Source organism: Olsenella uli, assembly GCF_901212655.1.
GTDB lineage: Bacteria > Actinomycetota > Coriobacteriia > Coriobacteriales > Atopobiaceae > Parolsenella > Parolsenella uli_A.
On record NZ_CAAKON010000007.1, the window covers coordinates 1 to 24,109 of the forward strand.

At 65.6% G+C, this 24,109-nt stretch carries 19 protein-coding genes and 1 other RNA gene; all 20 read right to left on the minus strand.

What is annotated here, in order from left to right; translation table 11 throughout:
- Positions 1 to 39: 39 nt before the first annotated feature.
- Positions 40 to 404: a transfer-messenger RNA gene (gene ssrA / locus EFAMC2_RS01470) on the minus strand.
- 166 nt (positions 405 to 570) lie between these two features.
- Entirely contained in the window at positions 571 to 801 is a 231-nt protein-coding gene (locus EFAMC2_RS01475; protein WP_154026309.1) for an acyl carrier protein, read from the minus strand.
- A gap of 201 nt (positions 802 to 1,002) precedes the next feature.
- The gene (gene accD, locus EFAMC2_RS01480; RefSeq protein ID WP_154026311.1) at positions 1,003 to 2,709 is read right to left on the minus strand and encodes an acetyl-CoA carboxylase, carboxyltransferase subunit beta; all 1,707 of its coding nucleotides are present in this window, start codon (positions 2,707 to 2,709) and stop codon (positions 1,003 to 1,005) included.
- A complete protein-coding gene (locus EFAMC2_RS01485; RefSeq protein WP_154026313.1) occupies positions 2,702 to 4,039 on the minus strand; it encodes an acetyl/propionyl/methylcrotonyl-CoA carboxylase subunit alpha in 1,338 nt (445 codons plus the stop codon). Before EFAMC2_RS01485 ends, accD begins: the two co-directional genes overlap by 8 nt.
- A 5-nt stretch (positions 4,040 to 4,044) precedes the next feature.
- Positions 4,045 to 4,488 (minus strand): 3-hydroxyacyl-ACP dehydratase FabZ, encoded by a 444-nt coding sequence (gene fabZ, locus EFAMC2_RS01490; RefSeq protein ID WP_154026315.1) that lies wholly within the window; start codon positions 4,486 to 4,488, stop codon positions 4,045 to 4,047.
- 67 nt (positions 4,489 to 4,555) lie between these two features.
- Positions 4,556 to 5,014, minus strand: coding sequence for an acetyl-CoA carboxylase biotin carboxyl carrier protein (gene accB / locus EFAMC2_RS01495; protein WP_154026317.1), 459 nt, complete (start codon positions 5,012 to 5,014; stop codon positions 4,556 to 4,558).
- Positions 5,015 to 5,017: 3 nt separating this feature from the next.
- A complete protein-coding gene (gene fabF / locus EFAMC2_RS01500; protein WP_154026319.1) occupies positions 5,018 to 6,265 on the minus strand; it encodes a beta-ketoacyl-ACP synthase II in 1,248 nt (415 codons plus the stop codon).
- 9 nt (positions 6,266 to 6,274) lie between these two features.
- Positions 6,275 to 7,048, minus strand: a complete 774-nt coding sequence (gene fabG / locus EFAMC2_RS01505; RefSeq protein WP_154026321.1) for a 3-oxoacyl-[acyl-carrier-protein] reductase — start codon at positions 7,046 to 7,048, stop codon at positions 6,275 to 6,277.
- Between the two features lie 2 nt (positions 7,049 to 7,050).
- Positions 7,051 to 7,995 (minus strand): ACP S-malonyltransferase, encoded by a 945-nt coding sequence (locus EFAMC2_RS01510; RefSeq protein WP_154026323.1) that lies wholly within the window; start codon positions 7,993 to 7,995, stop codon positions 7,051 to 7,053.
- On the minus strand, positions 7,983 to 8,927 hold the full coding sequence (gene fabK / locus EFAMC2_RS01515; RefSeq protein WP_154026325.1) for an enoyl-[acyl-carrier-protein] reductase FabK: 945 nt from the start codon (positions 8,925 to 8,927) through the stop codon (positions 7,983 to 7,985). The genes EFAMC2_RS01510 and fabK overlap by 13 nt, the downstream gene beginning before the upstream one ends.
- Before the next feature lie 93 nt (positions 8,928 to 9,020).
- Positions 9,021 to 9,992 (minus strand): beta-ketoacyl-ACP synthase III, encoded by a 972-nt coding sequence (locus EFAMC2_RS01520; protein WP_154026327.1) that lies wholly within the window; start codon positions 9,990 to 9,992, stop codon positions 9,021 to 9,023.
- Between the two features lies 1 nt (position 9,993).
- Positions 9,994 to 10,539 (minus strand): MarR family winged helix-turn-helix transcriptional regulator, encoded by a 546-nt coding sequence (locus tag EFAMC2_RS01525; RefSeq protein WP_154026329.1) that lies wholly within the window; start codon positions 10,537 to 10,539, stop codon positions 9,994 to 9,996.
- A gap of 168 nt (positions 10,540 to 10,707) precedes the next feature.
- Positions 10,708 to 11,178: an SsrA-binding protein SmpB gene (smpB, locus tag EFAMC2_RS01530; protein WP_154026331.1), complete on the minus strand. Its 471-nt coding sequence runs from the start codon at positions 11,176 to 11,178 to the stop codon at positions 10,708 to 10,710.
- Positions 11,171 to 12,040: a hypothetical protein gene (locus EFAMC2_RS01535; protein ID WP_154026333.1), complete on the minus strand. Its 870-nt coding sequence runs from the start codon at positions 12,038 to 12,040 to the stop codon at positions 11,171 to 11,173. Before EFAMC2_RS01535 ends, smpB begins: the two co-directional genes overlap by 8 nt.
- Positions 12,041 to 12,042: 2 nt before the next feature.
- On the minus strand, positions 12,043 to 14,187 hold the full coding sequence (locus EFAMC2_RS01540) for a ribonuclease R family protein (RefSeq protein WP_154026335.1): 2,145 nt from the start codon (positions 14,185 to 14,187) through the stop codon (positions 12,043 to 12,045).
- A 13-nt stretch (positions 14,188 to 14,200) separates the two neighbouring features.
- Positions 14,201 to 15,148 carry a permease-like cell division protein FtsX gene (ftsX, locus tag EFAMC2_RS01545; RefSeq protein WP_154026337.1) on the minus strand — a complete coding sequence of 316 codons (948 nt, stop codon included), beginning with the start codon at positions 15,146 to 15,148 and terminating at the stop codon, positions 14,201 to 14,203.
- A complete protein-coding gene (gene ftsE / locus EFAMC2_RS01550; protein WP_154026339.1) occupies positions 15,135 to 16,262 on the minus strand; it encodes a cell division ATP-binding protein FtsE in 1,128 nt (375 codons plus the stop codon). The genes ftsX and ftsE overlap by 14 nt, the downstream gene beginning before the upstream one ends.
- A gap of 129 nt (positions 16,263 to 16,391) precedes the next feature.
- Positions 16,392 to 17,525: a peptide chain release factor 2 gene (prfB, locus tag EFAMC2_RS01555; protein ID WP_154026341.1), complete on the minus strand. Its 1,134-nt coding sequence runs from the start codon at positions 17,523 to 17,525 to the stop codon at positions 16,392 to 16,394.
- A complete protein-coding gene (secA, locus tag EFAMC2_RS01560) occupies positions 17,526 to 20,357 on the minus strand; it encodes a preprotein translocase subunit SecA (protein WP_154026343.1) in 2,832 nt (943 codons plus the stop codon).
- A 180-nt stretch (positions 20,358 to 20,537) separates the two neighbouring features.
- A complete protein-coding gene (locus EFAMC2_RS01565) occupies positions 20,538 to 22,133 on the minus strand; it encodes a hypothetical protein (protein WP_154026344.1) in 1,596 nt (531 codons plus the stop codon).
- Positions 22,134 to 24,109: the final 1,976 nt, after the last annotated feature.

Genomic DNA, 24,109 nt, shown 5'->3' on the forward strand with positions numbered 1-24,109 from the left:
GGGCCGCGGCTGATGCAGCCGCGGCCCGCTCGTTGCGTTTGGTGGAGGCGCGGAGGATCGAACTCCGGTCCAAAGCACTCCCCTGGCAGGTGTCTCCAAGCTCAGTCGCCGTTTGGGTCTCGAATGCGTCGCGCACGGTGACCCGCGCTCGGCATCCCAGCTGGTTCAGGCTTACTGCGCGGCATACCAACTACGTCCGCGCCAGCAACTTCCTAAAATGACGTCTCCACGGGAACGGAAGCAATCCCCGTTTCGACGGCCACTAATTAATTAAGCGGCGAGGGCGTAAGAGCCCTGATAAGAGTTGTCGTCAATTCAATTTGACGGTACCCCTGTTTAACGTGGCGAGGAGACCACGGCTTGCTGCCCGCCTCAGGAACACCCTGTCGAAACCAGTCGCCCCCAAAGGTGACGGAGAGTATACCCCATCTGCCCTCGACCATGGCATCGCACGCCAACCGTGCAACTTGTAACGCATCCATCTTCCGCGACCCACGCTTTTGCGCTCGGGATGAGGTACAAGTTGCACGGTTGGCAGAACGCGAGGCTCCGGCCGCACGCTCAAGAAGCTTAGAGGAGCTTCTCGACCATGTCGACGAAGTCGCCCACAGTCTCGGGGGAGGCGTCGGCGTCGACCTCGATGCCAAACTCGTCCTCGCAGGCCATGACGGCCTCGACGACGGCCAAGCTGTCCAGACCAAGGTCGGAGAGCTTGGTGTCATTGGTGATCTCGACGTCCTCAAGGCCGTCCTGCTCCTGGAGGATCTTGACAATGCGATCGAACGTGGACTCCTCGGCCATGGTGGCCCCCTTCTCTCAGGCCCGCCAAGCGGGCTTCCTTCTATCGCGCCCTACTATACCCAAGCGCTGGGATGGCAGGGTGAGAACATAACAAACGTCATGGCGCCGGCGCCCGCCGGTTGTTGTCGGCAAGCCGCAAGCCGCGCGACGGCCTTCCGCCCGTCGGCGCCACGCAACCGCAACCACGCGCCACCCGTAGCGCTACCCTCGCAGCGCCGCCGTGCCCATCCGACGGAAGCGCTCGTAGCGGCGCGCCACCAGCTCGTTGGCATTGAGGGTGGCAAGCTCGTCCAGGCGTGCCTCCACGCTCGCGAGCAGCGTGCGCGCCAGCTCGTCGGCGTTGAGGCCCTCGTCGTCCAGCACGCCGTCGACGATGCCCAGGCGCGTGAGGTCCGCGGCCGTGAGGCCCAGAGCCTCGGCGGCCTCGGGCGCGCGTTTGGCCGTCTTCCAGAGGATGGACGCGCAGCCCTCGGGACTCACCACGGAGTACACGGCGCTTCCCAGCATGAGCACGCGGTCGGCCACGGCCAGCGCCAGCGCGCCGCCGGAGCCGCCCTCGCCCACCACGACGGAGACCACCGGCACGCGAAGGCCGCTCATCTCCACGAGGTTCGTGGCGATGGCCTCGCCCTGGCCGCGCTCCTCGGCCCCAATGCCGCAGAACGCGCCCGAGGTGTCCACGAGGCACACCACTGGCAGGTCAAAGCGCTCTGCCAGGCGCATGAGGCGCAGGGCCTTGCGGTAGCCCTCGGGGTGCGCCGAGCCAAAGTTCCTGGCCACGCGCTCCTTGGTGGAGCGTCCACGCTCGGTGCCGCAGATGACCATCACGCGGCCACCCGCCCACGCAAGGCCCGCCACCACGGCGGCGTCATCGCCAAAGAGACGGTCGCCGTGCAACTCGCAAAAGCCCTCGAAGCCGCGCTCGACGAGTTCGAGCGACGTGGGCCGCGAGGTGGAGCGCGCCCGCTCGACCTTCGTGTACGCACCGTCGCCATCACGACGGCGGCGCGGCTTCACGCGCGGCGCGGGCTCGGGGTGAAGCTCGTCGACGGCCCCGACACCCGGGGCCTCTCCCCCAAGCAGCGAGAGCAGCTCGGCGACGACGCCCGGCACCTCTCGACGCTCCACGATGCGGTCAACAAAACCATGCTCGAGCTGGAACTCCGAGCGCTGGAAGCCCGCCGGCAGCCGCTTGTGTGTGGTCTGCTCGATGACGCGCGGGCCCGCGAAGGCCACGAGCGCGCCCGGCTCGGCCAGGATGACGTCGCCCTCCATGGCAAAGCTCGCGGTAACGCCGCCGGTGGTGGGATCCGTGAGCACGCAGATGTACGGAAGCCGCGCCTCGGCCAGGCGCCGACGCGCGGCGGAGACCTTGGCCATCTGCATAAGCGAGGTGGTTCCCTCCTGCATACGGGCGCCGCCGGAGACGGTGAAGCCCACCACGGGGAGCTCCTCCTCGCACGCGCGCTCGAACGTGCGGCAGACCTTCTCGCCCACCACGGAGCCCATCGACCCCATCATGAAGTCGGCGTTCATGACGAACAGCGCGCAGGCCCGGCCGCCGATGGTGGCCCTGCCGCACATCACGGCGTCCGCCTCGCCCGTCTTTGCGCGCGCGGCGTCGAGCTTCTCCTTATAGCCTGGAAAGTCCAGGAAGTCGCGGGCCTCGAGGGCACGATCCCACTCCTCGAAGCTGCCGGCGTCCACCGTGGCCAGGATGCGCCTGCGGGCGGAGAGGCGCAGGTGGTGCCCACAGCGCGGGCACACGTCGAGGTTCTCGGAGAGCTTTTCCTGGTCGATGATGCGCCGGCACCCCGGGCACTTCACGAGCAGCGTGCGCTGCGGCAGCTCTACGGGAACCTCAGTGACGGGCCCCTCGAGCTCGTTGTCGCGCTTGTTCCTACTCATAGAGATGCTCCATCAGGTTAGTGTGGTAGTTGCCAGACGCAAACTCGGGGTTGGCGAGGATGTCGAAGTGCAGGTCCACGTTGGTGGAGACGCCCTCGATGACGAGCTCGCCCAGGCCGGCGCGCATCTTGCGGATGGCCTCCTCGCGCGTGGGCGAGCTCACGATGAGCTTGCCCACCATGGAGTCGTAGTACGGCGGCACGTTAGCGCCGGCGTAGAGCGCGGAGTCGAGGCGCACCCACGGGCCACCGGGCGCATGCAAGCCCGTCACCGTCCCGCACGAAGGCAGGCCCTGTGGCGTCTCGGCGTTGATGCGACACTCGATGGCGTGCTTGACCACCGGCACCTCGTCGCCCTCGCAGGGGAGCTCCTGGCCGGCGGCAACGCGCAGCTGCCACTTCACGAGGTCCATGCCCGTCACCATCTCGGTAACGGGGTGCTCCACCTGCAGGCGCGTGTTCATCTCCATGAAGTAGAACTCGCCGGCGTCCGTGTAGAGGAACTCAACGGTGCCCACGCCCACATAGCCCACCTCGCGGGCGAGGTCGCGCGCGGCCTTGTGCATGGCGGCGCGGATGTCGTCGTGGCCCTCCAGGCAGGGGGCGGGGCTCTCCTCCAGCAGCTTCTGGTTGCGGCGCTGCACGGAGCACTCGCGCTCGCCCAGAGACACCACATTGCCCGCCATGTCGGCAAGGACCTGCACCTCCACGTGGTGCGCGGGGTGCACGAACTTCTCCATGTAGCACTCGCCGTCGCCAAAGGCGCTCTGGGCCTCGGCATGGGCCTCGTTGTAGGCGGCTGCGGCATCCTCGGGACGCTCAACTTTGCGGATGCCGCGTCCGCCGCCGCCCGCGCGCGCCTTGATAAGCACGGGGCAGCCTATGCGCTCGGCCTCAGCCGCGGCGTCATCGGGGCCGGCAAGCAGGTCGCAGCCGGGAACCACGGGCACGCCCGCGGCGCGGGCCGTCCTGCGGGCGGCGTCCTTGTCGCCCATGCGCGAGATGACCTCGGGCGAGGGGCCCGCGAACACGAGGCCGTGGTCGCGGCACTCACGCGCAAAGCCCGCGTTCTCGGAGAGGAAGCCGTAGCCCGGGTGAATGGCCTTCGCGCCGCTCTCGAGCGCCACCGTGATGATGGCGTCCTCGTTGAGGTAGCTCTCCTGGGGACGCGGCCCGCCGATGCAGTAGGCCTCGTCCGCTAGGTTCACGTGAAGGGAGGCAGCGTCTGCCGTGGAGTACACCGCCACGGACTTCACGCCCATCTCCTTGCAGGCGCGAATCACGCGCACGGCAATCTCGCCGCGGTTGGCGATGAGGATCTTCTCGAACACGACCCCTACGCCTCCTTGCACGCCGGCATGAGGGCAAACGACATCTCGGCCTTGCAGCACACCTTACCGTTCACGCGGGCCTCGCCCTCCGCGAAGCGGAACGGGCCCTTTGTGCGCGTGATGCGGCACACCATCTCAACGGTGTCGCCGGGCACGACAGGGTGCTTGAACCTCACCTTGTCGAGACTCGTGTAGTACGGCGTGGCGCCCTTGGCGATGGGGTCGTCCGCCAGCAGCACGCAGCAGTTCTGGGCGAGCATCTCGCACTGGATGACGCCCGGCACGACGGGGTTGCCGGGGAAGTGCCCCTGGACGAAGAACTCCTTACCCGTGATGGCGAGCCTGCCGTGGGCCTCGGGGCCATCGGGGCCCTGGACAACCTCCGCCTCGTCGAGCAGAAGCATCGGCTCGCGGTGCGGGAGCAGAGCCTTGAGCTCCTCTTTGTTCATGAGTGACCTCCTTGGGCCAGCGCGCTCCGGGCCCGCAGCCACACGGGCCCGGTCCCGGCGAGGGGCGCTAGCGAATCTTCATCAGGCAGCGACCAAAGTCGACGAGGTCGCCGTCCTCGACACACACCTCGACAACCTCGCCGTCGCGCTCGGCGGTGACCTCGTTCATGAGCTTCATGGCCTCGATGACGCAGAGCGTGTCGCCCGCGTGCACCTTGGAGCCCACCTTCACGAACGGCTCGGCGCCGGGCGAGGGTGCGGCGTAGAAGACACCCACCATCGGCGCCTTCACGCAGGTAACGTCCGGATCGTCCTCGGCAGCCGGGGCAGGCTCCGGAGCCGAAGCACCCGCAGCCGGGGCCTGTGCGGCAGCCGCGGGAGCGGCGGCGAACGGCGCGGCGGCAACGACGGGCGCGGGCTGGCACTCGAGCTCAACGGCGGCCCCATCGCCCTCCTCGAGACGCACGCGCGTGAGCCCATGGCGCTCCATGAGGTCCGCAAGCTGGTCAATCTTGTCCATGTCCATGCGCTATTCCCCCTCGAAGGCACGGAACGCAAGCGCGGCGTTGTGCCCGCCAAAGCCCAGGTTAGTAGAGAGCGCCCAGGTGACCTTTGCCTCGACGGCCTCGTTGGGCGTGTAGTCAAGGTCGCAGTCGGGGTCGGGCGTGTGGTAGTTGATCGTGGGCGGAATCACGCCGTCCTGGAGCGCCAGCACGCATGCCATGGCCTCCACGGCGCCGGTAGCGCCAATCATGTGGCCCGTCATCGACTTGGTGGACGAGACGTGCGCGGCATGCGCGGCCTCCTCGCCAAGGGCGAGCTTGAGGCCGAGCGTCTCGCACTTGTCGTTGAGCTTGGTGGAGGTGCCGTGCGCGTTCACGTACAGGCCCTCCTCCGGCTTGAGGCCGGCCTCGGCCACGGCCTCGTGGATGGCGCGCGTGATGCCCGCGGCCTCGGGGTCCGGACTCGTGATGTGGTAGGCGTCGGCCGTGTTGCCGTAGCCTGCCACCTCGGCGTAGATGTGGGCGCCGCGCGCGAGGGCATGCTCGAGCTCCTCGAGCACCAGGATGCAGGCACCCTCGCCCATAATGAAGCCGTCTCGGTCGGCGTCGAACGGACGGCAGGCCGTTGCCGGGTCGGGGTTCTTGGAGAGCGCCTTGCAGTTGGTGAAGCCCGCCATAGACGCGGGCATGATGGCCGCCTCGGTGCCGCCGGCAAGGATTGCGTCGGCATAGCCGTGCTTGATGGCACGGAAGGCCTCGCCCACGGTGTGGGCAGAGGTGGCGCAGGCCGTCACGACGGGCAGGGTGGGACCCTGGGCATTGTGGCGGATGGACACGGCGCCAGAGGCCATGTTGGGAATCATCATCGGCACCATGAACGGGGAGGCCTTGCGCGCGCCGCCCTCGTGCACCTTGATGACATTCTCGGCAAACGTCGTGATGCCGCCGATGCCAGAGCCCACGTAGACGCCCAGACGCTCGGGGTCGCACGCCCCTTCGGCGTCCAGGCCCGAGTCTGCCATGGCCTCGTCGGAGGCCACGAGCGCAAACTGCACGTTGAGGTCGTTGTGGCGGGCCTCGCCCTTGCCCAGGAGCTCGGCGCCATCGAAGTTCTTGACCTCGGCGGCTACCGACACCTTGAACTCGGTTGCGTCAAAGCGCGTGATGGGGCCGATGCCGCAGGTACCGGCCTTGAGGGCGCTCCAGGTATCGGTGGCAGTGTTGCCCACGGGCGTCACGGCGCCAAGGCCCGTGATAACCACTCTGCGTTCCATTGCTACTCCTTACATGTCCATGCCGCCGTCGACCCGGATGACCTCGCCCGTCACGTAGGCTGCGGCATCCGAGACGAGGAAGCTCACCACGGCCGCCACGTCCTCGGGGTTCCCGAGATGGCCGAGGGGAATCTGCTCGCCATAGCGCTCGATGACGGACTCGGGAAGCTTGGCCGTCATGTCGGTCTCGATGAAGCCGGGGGCCACCGCGTTGCAGGTGACGCCGCGGGCGGCCAGCTCGCGCGCATACGACTTCGTGAGGCCGATCACGCCCGCCTTGGAGCTGGCGTAGTTTGCCTGGCCGGCGTTGCCCATGAGGCCCACGACGGAGCTCACGTTCACCACGCGGCCGCCCTTCTGCCTCATGAACGGGCGGGCCAGGGCGCGCATCGTATTGAACGCACCCTTGAGGTTCACGCCGATGACGCGGTCGAAGTCCTCGTCGCTCATGCGGGCGATGAGCCCGTCGCGCGTGATGCCGGCGTCGTTCACCAGGGCCCAGACGCTGCCAAAGTCGGCGATGACCTGCTTGACGACCTCGCCCACGGCCTCCGAGTCGGAGACGTCGCAGCAATAGGCCTTGGCCGTGGCGCCCACGGCCTCGAGGTCCGCCACCGTCTTGGCGGCAGCCTCCTCGTTCCCGCCAAAGACCACGGCAATGTCGAACCCGTCGGCCGCAAGGGCAAGGGAGACAGCGCGACCGATGCCGCGCGAGCCTCCGGTGACCACGGCCACGCGACGGCTGGCGTCGCGACCGAGCGCTCCTGTCTTGCTGTCTGCCACGGCTACTCCCCCTTCTTGCCGAGCGCCTCGAGGACAGCCTCGAGCTGCTCGGGTGTCTCGCACGGCAGCGCCGTGACGCCCTCGAGCGTGCGGGAGACGAGGCCCGTGAGCGTCTTGCCCGGCCCCACCTCGATGAACGTGTCGATGCCCTGGTCCTTGAGATGCTCGAGCGTATGGACCCACTGAACCGGGTTGCACACCTGGCGGGAGAGCAGCTCCTGCCGGCGCGGGAGCGTCCCGGCATCCGCGGGATACGGAAGGGCCTTGACGTTGGAGATCACGGGAACCTCGGGCACGCCGGGCAGGCCGGCCTCCTCGAGGTACGTGGCGAGGCCGTCGGCGGCGTCGGCCATGAGCGGGCTGTGGAAGGCGCCGGAGACGGCAAGGGTGCGAGAGCGTCCACCCGCCTCGCGCACGAGCTCGTCAAGCTTCTCGAGAGACTCGGGAAGGCCCGCGACAACCGTCTGCTGGGGACTGTTGAAGTTGACGGGCCAGGCGTCGCCCGCCTCCGCGGCGAGGCTGCAGACCGTCTCGGCGTCGAGCTTGAGCACCGCACGCATGGCGCCGGGGTGCTGCTCGGCGGCGTCGGCCATCAGCTTGGCGCGGCGGCACACGAGACGCATGCCCTGCTCGTCCGTGAGGGCGCCGGCAAGGGCGAGCGCCGCCACCTCGCCAAGCGAGAAGCCGGCAACGGCGGCAGGCCGCACGCCGTGAGCCGCAAGCGCGCGGGCGCACGCGAGGTCTGCCGCGAACACGCACGGCTGCGTGTTCGCCGTCTCACGCAGCTCCTCTGCCGTACCGGAGAAGCACTGGGCGGAGGTGCCGGGACGCACCTCGTCCGCCAGGTCGAACACCTCACGCGCGGCAGGCTCGGCGTTGTAGAGCTCCTGGCACATGCCAGGCTTCTGGGCACCCTGGCCCGCAAAGAGAATGGCTACTTTACCCACTTGGTTGCCTCCCTGAGCACGCGCTCCGCACCTTCTACGAGGTCGTCCACGATGGCGGCGGCGGGCTCGCGCCTCGTCACCATGCCGGCAATCTGGCCGCAGAGGAAGCTGCCATGCTCGTAGTCGCCCTCCTTGGCGGCCTTGCGCAGGGCGCCGGTGCCAAGCTTGTTCAGCTCTTCCTCGTTCGCACCCTCCTTCTCCATGCGCGCGTACTCCGTGGAGAACGGCGTCTTGAGGCAGCGGACGGGGTGGCCGAACTTGCGGCCCGTCGCCACCGTAGAGATGTCCTTGGCCTTGAGCACGCGATCCTTGTACTCGTCGGAGACGGTGCACTCGTCGGCCACGAGGAAGCGGGTGCCCACCTGGACGCCCTGGGCGCCCAGCATGAAGGCAGCGGCCACGCCACGGCCGTCGGCGATACCACCGGCGGCCAAGACGGGAATGTCCACCGCGTCAACCACCTGCGGCACGAGCGCCATCGTGCTCGTCTCGCCGATGTGGCCGCCGCTCTCGGTACCCTCCGCCACCACGGCGGTTGCGCCGGCGCGTTGCATGAGACGTGCGAGGCCCACGGAGGCCACGACCGGTACGACCTTAATGCCGGCCTCGCGCCAGGCCTTCATATACTTGGCGGGGTTGCCGGCACCAGTCACCACCACGGGCACCTTCTCCTCGGCAACCACCTCGGCCACCTCGTCCGCAAACGGGCTCATGAGCATGACGTTCACGCCAAAGGGCTTGTCCGTGACGGAGCGAAGCTCGTGGATCTGATCGCGCACCCAGTCGGCATTGGCGTTCATGGCCGCGATGATGCCCAGGCCGCCCGCCTCGGAGACGGCGCTCGCGAGGCTGGCGTCGGCAATCCACGCCATGCCGCCTTGGAAGACCGGCTTCTCGATACCCAACAGGTCGCAAAGTGGAGTGTGAATCATGGCTTCGGCTACTCCTTCTCTTGGCGCGCCGGTGCGCGCGTGGTTAGACGAAAAAACGAAACGGAAGGGTGGCGCGTAGGCGCCGCCCTGAAGCTAGCTCTTGGGCGCGCCCCATCGCACGAGGCAGGTGCCCACATCCAGGCCACCGCCAAACCCAACGAGGGCCACGAGCTGGCCCTCCTCGAGCTCACCCGAACGGGCGAGGCGGTCGAGGGCGAGCGGGATACAGACGCTGGAAATGTTTCCCGTATCCGCGAGCGTGTGCGCCATGACGCCCTCGGAGATGCCCAGCTTCTGGGCGGCCGACGCAAGGATGCGCTCGTTGGCCTGATGAAAGACGAAGCGGTCGACATCCGAGACGGAAATGCCGCATGCCTCGCACATCTCCTGCACGCCGTCGACGATGGCGTTCACGGCAAACTTAAAGACGCGGCGACCCTCCATGGCGAGGATGCTCGGCCTGCGCTCCGTCTCGTCGAACGGGCTGTTGCCCACGAGCCCTGGTATGTCGAGCGCCTCGACGTTGGGCTTGGTCTCGAGCTTGAGGAACAGCGGGCTCTCCCCGCCCTCGCCCAGCACCGCTGCGGCCGCGCCGTCGCCAAAGAGCACGCAGGTGGCGCGGTCTGCCCAGTCCACCGCCCGGCTCATGCGCTCCGCGGAGACCACGAGCACGCGCTGGGCCCTGCCCCGCACAAACCAGCCCTCAGCCACGTCGAGGCCAAAGACGAAGCCCGCGCATGCGGCGGAGATGTCGAACGCCGGGCAGCTCGCACCCAGGGCCTCGGCCACGGCGCAGGCCTCCGCCGGCATGAGGTGGTCCGAGGTGATGGTGGAGCACACGATCAGATCGAGCTCCTCGGGTGCCACGCCGGCGGCCTCGAGTGCCTTGCGGCTCGCGGATACTGCCAGGTCATCAAGCGTCTCGGTGGTGCAGATGTGACGGGCCGAGATTCCCGTGCGCACGCGAATCCACTCGTCAGACGTCTCGAGGAACTGGGAGAGTTCGTCGTTGGTGACGACGCGCTCGGGCAGGGCCGAGCCCGTCCCCATGATGTGAAAGGACACCCTAGGCCTCCTTTGTCTGTGCGTAGAACTGCTCGAGACGGCGCACGCCCTGGAGCAGCACGTTGCGCTCCTCGGGTGTCATGTCGCCGGCAACCGCCTCGGCCATGCGCCGGTGGAAGATCGCGTGCAGGCGATACACACGCTCGCCAGCGCGCGTGAGCCCCACGTTGACGCGGCGCGCGTCCCGCTCACTCCTGGCCTTGGCAAGGAAGCCCTTGGTCACGAGGCGATTGACACCGGCAGTGGCACTGGGCCTGCGAACGCCAAGGGCATCGGCAATCTCTGACACCGTGATCTTTCCTACGCCGTGTATGGTCGCCCTGCCCACGATGTCGATAAGCCGGCTCTCTGCAATCGAAATGTCCAGGCCGTGGGTGTCATGCAGCATCTTGCTCTCGATGGCGTCAATTGACCCGTAGGTGGACACGAGCAGGTCGCTCAGCTCTGTGGCGTAGGATGCGCCCGCCGAGCTCAGCACCGCATGGGTGGCCTGCTGGCGCGGGCTCCGCCCCATCTCCGCCCCGTCACTCTCGCGAGTTTCCGTCACGCGACCCGCCCCTCAGCGCCCGTCAACGGGCTCGTTTACCACCAACTTCTATTAGTTAGACTAACTAACTAATTTCATGGCGAGCATAATACACCCTTGGGCACTCAATGGCAACGAGCCCGGCCCCTCATGTGGAGATGCCGGGCTCGCGTCCAACGCGTCGGCGTGCTAGCGGTTGCGCTCCTTGAGCGCGCGGGATACCTCGCGCTCCACGTCGCGCTTCGCCATGTCGGCGCGTTTGTCGTAGAGCTTCTTGCCACGGCCGAGGCCAATGACCAGCTTCACGCGATTGTGCTCGTCGAAATAGAGTTCCAGCGGCACGAGCGCCATGCCCTTGGCGCGAAGCTTGCCGTCCAGGTAGTCAATCTGCTTGCGATGCAGCAGCAGCTTGCGCTTGCGGTCAGAGTCCACGTTGAAGATCGAGCCGTGCGAGAACGGCATGATGTGCACGCCGTGCAGCCAGCACTCGCCATGACGAATCAGGCAGAAGGAGTCCGTGATCTGGCAGGCACGCTCGCGCAGGCTCCTGACCTCGGTGCCCTTGAGCACGAGACCGGCCTCGAAGGTCTCCTCGATCGTGTACTCATGGCGCGCAGACCGATTGCGCGCGATGCTCTTGCGCTCACGCTTCCTAGGCATCGGCATCCGCATCACCCCCCGCCTCGCCGTCCTGGTCCGCATCGCGGATGAGCTCAAGCAGCGCCTTGACCGCCGGCGCACCCACCAGGTCGCGCGCGCGAACAGTGAGCGAGGCGGCAAGCTCGCGCTGCCCCACGGCCGCGGCATCCGTGGCACACATGAGCATCGTGAGGGCAATCTCTGCGTTGGCGCCGTCAGGCAGGCCCTGCTCGGCAAGAACGCCGCTCGCCTGCTCGTCAGCCAGGGAATCCGGGTCTGCCGGCGTACCCTTGACGCGATCGAGAAGGTTCTCGAGCACCGTGTCCTGCCACTCGAGCCTACGGGCGCAGCGAAGCGCGGCCGCGGCGGCAGAATCCGCGCCGGTATCCATGAAGTGGCGGGCAAAGTTGCAGTAGGCACGCACGAGGTGCCGCACGTCACTCGCGCGCTCGAACACCGAGTAGGTGAGCCCCAGGTACTCCTGCAGGTCGCCGTTGGTGCGATAGAGCTCCGCCAGGTCGAGGCGATAGCCGCACTCCATGGGATTCCAACGCACGGCACTCTTCAGAGCGTTCGTGGCGCCGGCATAGTCGCCCTCGCTCACAAGGGCCAGGGCAAGGTCGGCGTAGAGGCGGTCGAGGGGCTCCCCCACGTCGCGTAGCTCGCGCGGGTCCTTCTCGACGCGCCGATAGGCAAGGCGCTCGAAGATGGTGGGGAAGCTGAACCACTGCACCTCGTCGGTGGTGGGACAGTTGCGGTCAACGTACTCCTCGGCGTCTGCGGCGACGCGCTCGAGAAGCTCGACGGCGAGGTCCGCATGCCCGCCGGCGATGAGGCCCTCGGCGGCCTCGAGGTCTTCCGTCATGTTGGTGCGCTCTGTCATTCCTAGTCCTTTCGCCCGCCTGCGGTGCCACGGCGCCCTCTGGGGCCGCCCGCAAGCGTGAAGTCGATCTGTCCGCGCGCCGGATTGCACCCGGCAACCGTCACGGCAACGCGCATCCCAATTCCCCAGCACTTGCCGGAGGCCTCTCCCGTGAGGCTGAGTGTTCCCTCATCGTACGCGAACCATTCCTCGCCCAAGGACCTCGTGGGAAGCAGGCCCTCAGCGCAGGTGTCGTCGAGCCGCACAAAGAGGCCAAACCGCTCGCAGCCGCTCACGACCCCCGAGAAGCTCTCGCCTATGCGCGCGGCGTAGAGCTCCGCCATCTTGACGGCCTGGCTCTCCCGCGCCGCCGCGTCTGCCTCGCGCTCCATCTCCGAGCACGTTCTGCAGAGCTGGTGCAGGAGGCGGCGAACCTCCCGCCAATCCCGCTGCAGCATTTTGGAGGACAGCTCCCTGGCGCGTCGGCCCTGCGCCGATGCGCCCGAAGCGCCCCGCCCGTCTCTTTGGCACGGAACCGGAACGCCCAGCAGCCGCTTGAGGGCGCGGTGTACGGTGACGTCCGGATACCGTCTGATGGGCGAGGTGAAGTGGCAGTATGCAGAGGCACCCAAGGCGTAATGCCCCTCGTTCGCCGGCTTGTAGACCGCACGCTTCATCGCTCGCAGAAGCAGGGTGCTCGCCAGAACCTCGGCACTCGTGCCCTTGGCACGGGCGATGACGGCTTGGATGGCACGGGGGTCTCCCGCATGCAGTCGCTCGGCATCGCCCGGGTGCAGCAGCTCAAGCTCGCGCAGCACGGGAAGTGTGGCAAACAGCGACTCAGGGGCGGGCTGCTCGTGCACGCGGAAGGCACACGGAGCCTCGTGCTCGGCAAGCATCTGCGCCACCGCCTCGTTGGCCACGAGCATGGCCTCCTCGACGAGCGAGGTCGCCGCCGTCTTGCGGCGAACCGTCACGCCCGTCGGCACGCCGCCCCCGTCGAGGGTGACCTTTGGCTCCACGCCCTCGAAGTCAATGGCGCCCCGCTTGGCGCGGGCCCTCGTCCGCAGCCTCGCGAGCTCGTCGAGCCCTCCGAGCATCTTTGCCACGTCCTCGCAGGAAACGTCGGCCTCGCAGGCGAGGGCGCTCGCATCGCGTCTTCCGGAGAGTACCTCGCCAACGGTTCCGTAGTCCAGCCGGGCCCTCGAGCGAATCGCCGACGCGCACGCCGTCGCCTCGAGCACGTTGCCGGCGGAGTCGAGCCGCACGAGGACGCTCATGGCAAGGCGGTCCTCACCCGGCCGCAGCGAGCATACGTCGTTCGAGAGGCGCTCCGGCAGCATGGGAATCACGCGGTCGACGAGGTAGGCAGAGCAGGTTCGTTGACAGGCCTCCACGTCGACGGCCGATGCCCGGGGAACGTACTGGGTCACGTCGGCGATGTGCACCCCCAGGACATAGCCGCCCTCCGGCGTTCGCTCGCAGGAAACCGCGTCGTCAAAGTCCCTCGCGTCAACAGGGTCGACGGTCACGCACGGTATCTCCCGCAGGTCGCGACGCATGGGTTGCGCCGCAAGCGTCGCCTCAACGCAGGCTTCGATGCGCTCGGCCTCGGCAAGGACCCGGTCGGGGAAGGTGGTTCTCAGCCCATGGCTCGCGATGACGCGCTCTATGGGAAGGTCGAGGGAATTCGACGCCCCAAGCCTCCGCTCAAGCGTCACCACACCCTCCTCGCGGCGTGAAGGATAGGTCAGAATCCGGGCAACAACCACGTCGCCCTCTCGGACGCCGAGGCGCGCGGGGCTTGCATCCGTCGGCAGCACAAAGAAGTCATTGCTCACCCTCTCGTCGAGGGGGACCACGGCCCCCAGGGGCCCTGCAACCCCAAAGGTGCCCACAAAGCTCGTTGTGGCACGCGCCACCACGGACCTCACAACCGCCTTGGGGTCTCCCGGGCCGCGCCGGACGAGTTCCACGGTTGCGACGTCGCCGTCCATCCCGCCGTTGAGCCCAGACCTCGCCACAACAAAAGAGCCCTCCGCGGTCTCAACCACGGCAGAGCCGGGCCGGGCAACGCGAAGGACTCCTTCGAGAGAGACATGCCGGCCCCGCGTGGGACCGGCATGCCGGGCATCTGAGCTTTTGGCCTTTCGGCGCTTGTGACCCATCAGCCCGCCTTTCCTACACCTTGAGATAGCGACGCATGGCGATGGCGGAGCCAAAGAGGCCAATCAGCAAACCCATGCCCACGAGCAGGCCATACGTGGAAAGCGTGGCCCTCGTGGAGATGGCAAAGTTCAGGAACTCGATACGCTCCGCGAGCATCGGCAGGCCAAAGCGACGGATGGCCTCGAGAGCCGCGATGGCGAGGGCAGAGCCAAAGACGGCCTGAAGCACGCCCTCCGTGAGGAACGGTCCGCGAATGAAGCCGTTCGATGCGCCCACGAGACGCATGATGGCAATCTCACGACGACGGGCCGAGATGGAGAGGCGAATCGTGTTGTTGATGAACACGAAGGCCACGAACGTGAGCAGCACGACGAGCACGAGCGTGACGATGCGGATCCAGTTGGTCACCGCAAACAGGCGCTCGACCGTACCCTGTCCATACTGGATCTGATCGGAGGGGTCGCTCTGGGTGCCATCGGAGCCCATGGAGACATCGGCCACCTTGGTGAAGTCCGCGTCGGAACCAAGGCGCGAGGCCACGTTCTCGACCTCCTGCGGATCATAGAGCTTGACCACGATGGAGGCCGGGATGGGGTTGCGGTCGTCGAGGGCCGCGACCGCGTCCGGGGCGTTCTTGTTCGTCATGGTCTCGCGATACTCGGCCAGTGCCTCGTCCTTGCTCTTGTACGAGACGGACTCGACCTCGCTCCAGCCCTGGATCTTGGACTCAAGGGCCTGAACGTCGGCGTCGTTGGCGCCGTCGGAGAGGAAGGCCTGAATCGTGACCTGGTCCTCGACCGTGCCCACGATGCCGTCGAGCAGCACCGAACCCATGGCAAACAGGCCGATGATGAACAGCGACAGGAAGATCGTGATGACCGCACCAAAGGTGGTGGAGCCGTTGCGCACGAAGTGGTGACCCGCCTCGCGCACGGAATACCCGAGATTAGATGGCGCCATAGTAGCCGTAGCCTCCCCGCTCCTGGTCGCGGACAACGTGGCCGGCCTCGAGCGCGATGACGCGCTTGCGCATCGAGTCGACCATCTCGCGGTCGTGCGTTGCCATGAGGACTGTCGTGCCCGTGCGGTTAATGCGCTCGAGCAGCTTCATGATGCCCAGCGAGATTGCCGGGTCGAGGTTACCCGTGGGCTCGTCGCAGACCAGCAGCGGTGGCCTGTTGACCATGGCTCGGGCAACGGAGACGCGCTGCTGCTCGCCGCCAGAGAGCTGGTCGGGATAGACGTCCATCTTCTCGCCGAGGCCCACGAGGCGAAGCACCTCGGGAACCTGGGCCTTGATGACGGAGCGCGGCTTGCCGATGCACTCGAGGGCAAACGCGACGTTGTCGAAGATCGTCTTGTCCGGAAGCAGCTTGAAGTCCTGGAAGACGCAGCCAATCTGGCGGCGCAGGTACGGCACCTTCCAGTTGCGCATAGCCGTGAGGTCCTGGCCGGCCACGAGCACACGGCCGTGTGTGGGCTTGAGCTCACGGGTGATGAGCTTGAGGAAGGTCGACTTTCCGGAGCCGGAGTGGCCCACCAGGAAGACGAACTCGCCCGCATACACGTCCACGTCGACACTGTCGAGTGCAGGCTTGTTGGGCTGGGCGGGATAGACCATGGAAACGCCCTGGAAGGAGATGGTGGGCACGCCGCCAGAGTTGACGGAGCGCGTGTCGGCCTCCTTGGTGATGGGCGCGAAGGCCGTGGTAAAACCGGCCTCCTCGGACGCGTCGTAGTCGTCCGCGGAGTCAGCGAACGCGGACACGCCGCCGGCTGCCGGCTCGTCGTTAACGTCCGGAACCGACGCCACGCTCGGAACCGACGTCACATCCGGCACCGATGAAACGCCAGGCACGGAGGGAACGGCCGTTGCGAAGTGAGAGGCGGCCTGCTGGTCATCAAGTACGGTGGTCGGCACGGAATATGCCGGCTGCTGAGGGGCAGCCTGCTGCGACGCTTCGTCAAAAGACGGAACGGCCGCGGGCTGCGGTGCGTACGAGTTCGTCTGCCCGGGCTGCTGCACGGGTGACGTCCCGTCCTGTCCCTCGCTGCTGCGGAAGTGGTTAGCCACTTATTGCTCCTTTTTTCGCGCGATAGGAAGGCAGTTATGTCGTACATGGTAGCAGAGGGCTTTGGGGCGGCTCAAAACTCCACGCGGTAGACACCACGCTGAGCTGCCCTTACCCGGTTTGGACCCAGGCTAGCCCTCGTCCTCGATCGTGACGGGCTTCCTGCCGCCAACAACCCAGCGGTGATAGCCGATGATGAAGGGGTCAAGGTCCCCATCCTCAAGCACCGCCTCGACGTTGCCCGTCTCAACGCCACAGCGAAGGTCCTTCACCATCTGGTAGGGATACAGGACATAGCTGCGAATCTGGTTGCCGAACCCAATCTCGTGCTTGGGGCCACGCAGTTCGTCGAGTGCCTCCTCGCGCTTCTGCAGCTCGAGCTCATAGAGCTTCGACCTCAGGATTTGCATGCACGTGGCCTTGTTCTGGATCTGGCTGCGCTCGTTCTGGCACGTCACGACGATTCCCGTGGGCAGGTGGGTGACGCGAACCGCGGAGTCGGTCGTGTTGACGCCCTGGCCGCCGGGGCCGCTCGCATGGTACACGTCCACGCGGATGTCACCCGGATCGATCTCGACCTCGACGTCGTCCGGCAGCACCGGAAGCACCTCCACGCCCGCAAACGTGGTCTGACGCCGTTTCTTGAGGTCCGTGGGCGAAATTCGCACAAGACGGTGCACGCCCTGCTCGGCGCGAAGCATGCCAAACGCATTCTTGCCCGAGACCGTGAACGTGGCCCGGTCGATGCCGATGACCTCAGCCGTGGGCGCGTCGTTCACGGTGACGCTCCAGCCACGGCGCTCGCAATAGCGCAGGTACATGTGCAGCAGCATGCCACACCAGTCCTGGGCCTCGAGCCCGCCCTGGCCGGGAGTGACGGTCACGATGGCGTCGCCATGGTCAAACTCGCCGGTGAACCAGCTGGACACCTCGAGCTCCGAGAGCTCACCCTCGAGCTTGCGAGCGCCAGACTCCGCCTCGGCGAGAAGGTCCTCGTCACCCATCTCTTCGCCAAGCTCAAACGCGACCTTGGCATCCTCCAACCTGGCGTGGGCCTTGTCGATGTCGGAGACGTCTTGCTTGGCGCGCGCCAGGCGCTCCATGGTCGAGCGGGCCGCCTCGGCGTCATCCCAAAAGCCGGGCTCGACGCTCTGGCGCTCAAGCTCGGCGACGAGCGCGCGACTCTCGTCGATATGCAGGTACCTCTCGACCTCGCTCAGGCGTGCGGCAAGCGCGTCGAGCGAGGTCTTCGTCACGTCTGCCATCTAGAGGTTTCTCCCGTGGCAGTTCTTGAACTTCTTGCCGCTGCCGCAGGGGCAGGGGTCGTTGCGGCCAACGCCCACGTACGGGTTGGGGTCTTCGGACTTGCGATACGTGTGGGGCTTCTCGTCAGAGGCCTTAGGCGCGGGGGCGTTCGGGTCACGGCGCTCGGCGCGCATGTGGCCCGGGCCAGAGGCCGGGCGCTTAGCCGCGTGCTTGCCGGCACGGAGGACGGAGCTTGCGCCCTGGTCGCCGTCGACGTCGGCGGGGCCAGAGTAGCGGGCACCGTTGAGCGGCGAGGACTGCTCGGCAGGAGCGGTGGCAAGCTTGATGCGCAGCATCGTGCGAAGGAAGTCTTCGTACATGGTGCTGACCAGCTGCTGGAACGCCGCATAGGCCTCCTGCTTGTACTCAACCAGCGGGTCGCGCTGGCCAAAGCCGCGCAGGCCAATGCCCGTCTTGAGGTAGTCCATCTCCTGGAGGTAGGTCATCCAGCGGGTGTCGATGACGCGCAGCATGACCTGGGCGGCCAGGCGCTGCATGATGTCCTCGCCAAACTCCTCGGTCTTCTTCTTGTACAGGTTCTCAACATAGGCGTCCATAGCCTCGACAACCTCGGCGGTGTCGGCGTCCTTGGAGAACTTCGGCATCTCGTCAATGCCCGTGAGGTCGGCAACCCAGGAACGCAGGCCGTCGAGATCCCACTCCTCCACCGGGGCACCCTCGGTGCAGAAGTTGCGCACCTCGGTGTCGACGGTGCCCTCGGTGACCTCCGCCACGTGGGCGGTAAGGTCCTTGCCGTCCAGAATCTTGTTGCGCTCTTCGTAGATGACCTGGCGCTGCTGGTTCATGACGTCGTCGTAGTCGAGGACGTTCTTACGCATCGCGTAGTTGATCTCCTCGACCTTGCGCTGAGCGCCCTCGATGGCGCGGTTGACCATCTTGGCCTTGAGCGGCATGTCAGGCGGCATGTCGACCTTCGCCATGAGGGCAGAGATCTTGTCCATGCGGTCCGCGCCAAACAGGCGCATGAGGTCATCCTCGAGGGAGAGGTAGAACTGGGTCTCGCCCGGGTCTCCCTGACGGCCGGCACGGCCGCGCAGCTGGTTGTCGATACGACGGCTCTCGTGGCGCTCCGTGCCGATGACGGCGAGGCCACCAGCCGCCAGAACGCGCTTGCGCTCCTCGGCGCAGGTCTCCTTTGCCTTGGCCTTGGCATCGGCGACCTGCTCGGGAGTTGCTACGTCAATCGGCGTGCCCGCCTCGGCAAGCATGTCCTCGGCAAGCTCATCGGGGTTGCCACCGAGAAGGATGTCCGTACCACGGCCGGCCATGTTGGTGGCGATGGTCACGGCACCCTCGCGGCCAGCCTGGGCAACGATCTGCGCCTCGCGCTCATGGAACTTGGCGTTCAGCACCTCGTGCTTGATGCCACGCTCGTCCAGCATGCGCGAGAGCTTCTCGGAGCTCTCGATCGAGACCGTGCCAACAAGCACCGGCTGGCCTTCGGCGTGGCGCTGCTCGACATCGTCTGCAACGGCCTGGAACTTGTACTCGATGGTGCGGTAGATGCGGTCATCGTGGTCGATGCGCTGTACCTTCTTGTTGGGCGGAATCTCAACGACCGGCAGCTTGTAGATCTCGCGGAACTCGGAGTCCTCTGTCATGGCGGTACCCGTCATGCCGGAGAGCTTGTCGTAGAGGCGGAAGTAGTTCTGCAGCGTGATGGTTGCGAGCGTCTGGTTCTCCTCGCGAACAAGCACGCCCTCCTTGGCCTCCACGGCCTGGTGCAGGCCCTCAGACCAACGACGACCCTCCATGATGCGGCCAGTGAACTCGTCGACAATCTTGACCTCGCCGTCCATCACGACATAGTCCTTGTCGCGGTGAAACATGTACTGCGCCTTCAGCGCCTGCTGAAGGTGGTTGGCAAGCTGACCGGAGAGGTCGGCATAGACCTCCGTTCCCAGGCGCTCCTCAATCTTGCGAAGACCCTGGTCCGTGGCGGCAATCGTGTGCTTTGCCTCGTCCATGATGTAGTCGCCGTCGGGCTCGGGCACCGGGCCGCCCAGCGGGTCGCGCTCAGGCTCCTCAGCACGGGTGAGGCCGCGAACCGCGCGAGCGAACTCCTTGTAGGTATCGGCAGACTTCGTGCCGGCACCGGAGATGATGAGCGGCGTGCGAGCCTCGTCAATGAGAATCGAGTCGACCTCGTCCACGATGGCAAAGCGGTGGCCACGCTGCACGCGCATGTTGGCCCTCGTGACCATGTTGTCGCGCAGGTAGTCAAAGCCAAACTCAGAGTTGGTGCCGTAGGTCACGTCCGCGGCGTACGCGGGGCCCTTGTCCTGCAGGGGCATGCCGTTCTGCAGCAGGCCAACCTTCATGCCGAGGAACTCGTACAGCTTGCCCATCCATTCAGAGTCACGACGGGCCAGGTAATCGTTGACGGTGACGACGTGAACGCCCTCGCCCGTAAGGGCGTTGAGGTAGCCGGCGAGCGTCGACACGAGCGTCTTGCCCTCGCCGGTCTTCATCTCGGCGATCATGCCACGGTGCAGCGCAATGGCGCCGATGACCTGGACATCAAAGTGACGCATGCCAAGCACGCGATCCGAGGCCTCGCGAGCCGTAGCAAACGCCTCGGGAAGCAGGCTGTCCAGAGACTCGCCGTTGGCGTAGCGCTCCTTCATGAGTGCCGTCTGATTCGAGAGCTCCTCGTCAGACATCTCTGCGTACTTCGGTCCAAGGGAGTTGACCTTGTTGGCTATCGCCTTGAACTCCTTGAGCTCCTTGTCGGAGCCAATGGAGAGAATCTTGGAAAAAAGACCTGGCATGGGCGCACCTCAAAGACATCCAGGGGGCAGGTCGATCGTTAAAAAACCCGAGAGACCGGCACGATGGTGGCGGGAAAAGCTGTTTTACTTTACCTAAACCCGCCCCTCCGACCCAAGCGGACCATCGCCAATCAGCGAAGCGCCACAAAGTGAGCAAGCGATGGAAGGCGTGGGCGACGCCTAGGCCGCCTCCCCGGTGTCCCCCTCGTCTTTCTTGCGCCTTCGTTTTGTTGATGCCTTCTTGTCCCTGCGCCCCTCTTGTGCCCGACGCTCCTCCTCTGCCCTCCGAGCGCGCCCCAGGGCAGATAAGACGTCTTCTCGGCACGGATCCTCGACCCGCGCAGACTCCGCAAACCAGACCGCCTGCCTCGTGTCTCCCGTTCGCAACGCCGCCGCCGAGCCCTCCAGCATCGTTTCGACGTATTGTCTCCGCACCTCCTCGTGCCTGCGGCCAAAGAAGCCGCTCGCGTCCTCCGACACCCTTAGGGTTCCACCCCGATAGAGTTCTTCTGCGCGCATGCACAACGTCACGACCGCCGAGTCAGGCTTCCTGCCCCCTATGACATTTCTGACAACGTGCTCAAAGTCGTCGATGTCACAGCTGACGAACTCGGGGTTCAGCCAAAGCCTTCCCATCTCACCAATCACATAGCCTGCTTGGCCAACCTGTCCAAGGGTCGCGCGCAGCGAGCTGACGACCGTGTACATCCCCTCCCGCCAACGCCCGTAGTCAGAATTGGGCCAAAAGCACTCCGCGGCCTCGAACCTGGGGATAACGTGCCCCGGCGTCAGCGCGAGCATCGCAAGTAGCGTCCTGGAGTGCCTGCGCCGCCACGCCCGCTCGGGCACGACAACCCCATCAATCGTCAAGGAAAGTCCGCCCAGAACCCTGACTTCTAACTTAGGGAACTCCGGTTTTGCCGAACGACTCCCGAGCGGGCCCGCGCTGCCGGCCCCCATGCGTGCCGCGCCCTGTCCGACACGCCCGTCAGCCGGCCCTGGTGCCACCTCGGAGCCCCTCGAGTCAAAATGCCCAAGATAACCCGCATCGGCCTCACGGGGCTCTGCCGAAATCGAGGTCCTCCCCCGCCATAGCATCGGCAGCCCTCTCTGAATCGCTGAGCCACTAACGCGGTCAGCACCACACAGCGACGCCAGCACTGTTACGAGTCCCGCCCTCGGCGAAACCCTCTCGAGCGAGGAAAGGGCGGATTCTCTCTCACTGGCATCCCCGGCGGCCACCGCCCCATACAGCCGTACCAAGGCGGCGACATCAGCGCTCGCCTCGGCATTCTCAAGCCCGGCCCTTTCTGCGCCCTCACCCAGAGATCGCTCGACCACAAGCGTCACGACGCCCGCAAGCGCCGCGAGATCAGACATCCCCGCAATTCGGGCATGGTTTGTGCACTCGGCCGCATTGATGTGGGCCCTCCTGAACGCACCACGTCGAAGGTCGCCCAGGGCGGCGGCAAAATCACCAAGAGCGAGCATGGCTCCCTCGCCACGCTCAGCCCATCGCGCCATCGAGCGAGCCCCACCCCAAGCCGTCCCGCCACCAGAAAGGCACTCGGCCACTTCCACAAGCGTCGAGGTGTCCGCCATCCAGGAAGGCGGGGCACAAATCGCAAGCAGCTCCTTGGCCCTCAGGGTCGCGTCACGATCAGCGGCCCCCTCCGGGTCGGCTATGACCAATCGCGCCGCCTCGAAGTCCATCTGGAGTGTTGCAGCAAACACGGATGGCCTCATCGATTTCAGGCCCCTCAGCTCCCTGGCCATGGTCAGCTCCCTGAACGCTTCAAGCGAGGCGCCGGAGAGCGCATGAGACAACGCGCGCGCATGACAGGCCATCACGCGGGCAATGCGGTCACCTGAAGCCGCGGCCGCACTTGAGAGGGCCACAAGGTCAGCGGGCAAGTCACCCGGTCGCCCGACGGGGCCCGTACGAACCCGATGGCAAGCTCGGAGCAGCTCAAGCTGAAGCCCCGTCAGGCCTCGGAGGTCGGGCTCCGTCTCATCAGCCACCGCAATTTTGGGCTCATTGGGCCGACCCAAGGGCTTTCCGTAGCGAGACCAAGGCAGTCCTCCGCACAGGCACAGCGCATCTTGCGCCTGGCGACGCCCCGCTTCGCCGCCACGGTCTTCTTCGAGCACGTCTTTCAAGAGCGCCGTCATCCCGGCATCAATTAGCTCAACCGGATACCTAAGAGCCAACGACGCCGGCGAGCAAAGAGACTTGCACGCCGATGCTATTGCGCCCGCCCTGAACGCATCCCCGCGCGCCGCAAGAAGCTCGGTTGCTCGGCCAATCATCCAGGGCCATCTCCTACAAGAGGACACCATGGCCACGCCAATGACAGCAGGATTGCAAGGAATCACCCGAAAGCAGCCGTCCCTGCTCGAGACGCCAAGTAAGGGGACATCCCTCTCAAGGCTCCGAACCATGTCCCGAGAGACACGGATCCCAAGATCTGAGGCATCCGATAGGCTCCCCTGACCAAGAAGGAGCATGGCGCAGCGGAGCAAGGCCTCTTCGTCAATAAGCCACGGCCCCGAGCAATTGCCAACAAGCTCCGAGCAGACCTTATCCCACCGATCGCCTTCGAGATATCCAGTCGCATCCACCCTGGCGCCCCGAATAGAAGGCACAAGCGCAGGAATACCATGTGTCCAATCACGAACGCGGAACCTGGGAACACACGGAAAGTACTCACTCCAGGAATCAAACTCCGCATCCCCAATGACAAGGTCCTCGGCATACACCGCGTAGACACGAGGGAGACCATCAAGGAGGGCCTCAGCGCAAGGCTCCATAGAGAGAAGTACAAGAATGCCCGCACAGCGCAATGCCTCAAGAATTCCAGCAATACGCGGACCAAGACTGTCAGAAAGAGGGGTGACGTCCTCCACGAAGACAAAACAAGACCGAGGGGCAACCTCACCCGAGAGCAGCTCAGTCGCAAGAGACCTAAGCCTCCGATAGGAATTCTCGGCAGACCGCCGAGAAAAGCGAAAGACTCGAGCGTCAATTGACTGAGCTCGAACTTCAGATATGACCTGGTCGATAAGTCTCTGCTTGCCCATGCCTCGCTCAGAAACCAAAGCGACAACTTGGCCATCAAAAGCAGCGTCAAGCACATCTGCCACCAAGGCAGTTCTGGGAATAGAAGCCCCTGCCTTAGCGGCAGGAGATGATTGAGAACGCTTGCCCATATAAGTCCCTCCAACGGCGCGTACAAGGAACCATAAAGAGCCGAGGCGATCAAAACTCGAGGCACTCCGCGAACGGTTGATAACACGTTGTTGGACCAAAGAAATTGATAACACCTTGTTTGGAGATTCGCGGACGAAGCCGCAGGTAGAGGGCTTGGGGGGAATTGCACAATGAAATCAGGCCCATATTTTTAATAACAACATAACAACGGATAACAACAAGAGACCGCTCAGCCAACAGCCAAACAACCTAAGCAGAGCCACACAAGGGCTGGCTGCTGAGCCCAAAAGTTTGCTCTGATCCACGAATCCAAAGGATACGAAGGTTCAGCCAAGTTGCGAATTATCCGGACATGCAGCAAGGGAGCCCTCCCATATCCCAGCAACCCAACGCGGGAATCACGCCGAGAGGGCTTGAAAGCTCTAGCCAAGCAAGCATCAAAAAGAAGAAGTCGGCAAATCTCACGCCAGATGTACGCCAGCACCAGACGAAACAATGCGCTCAAACAAAGGCAAAGGCATCGGAGGGCCGCCCGCGAGTC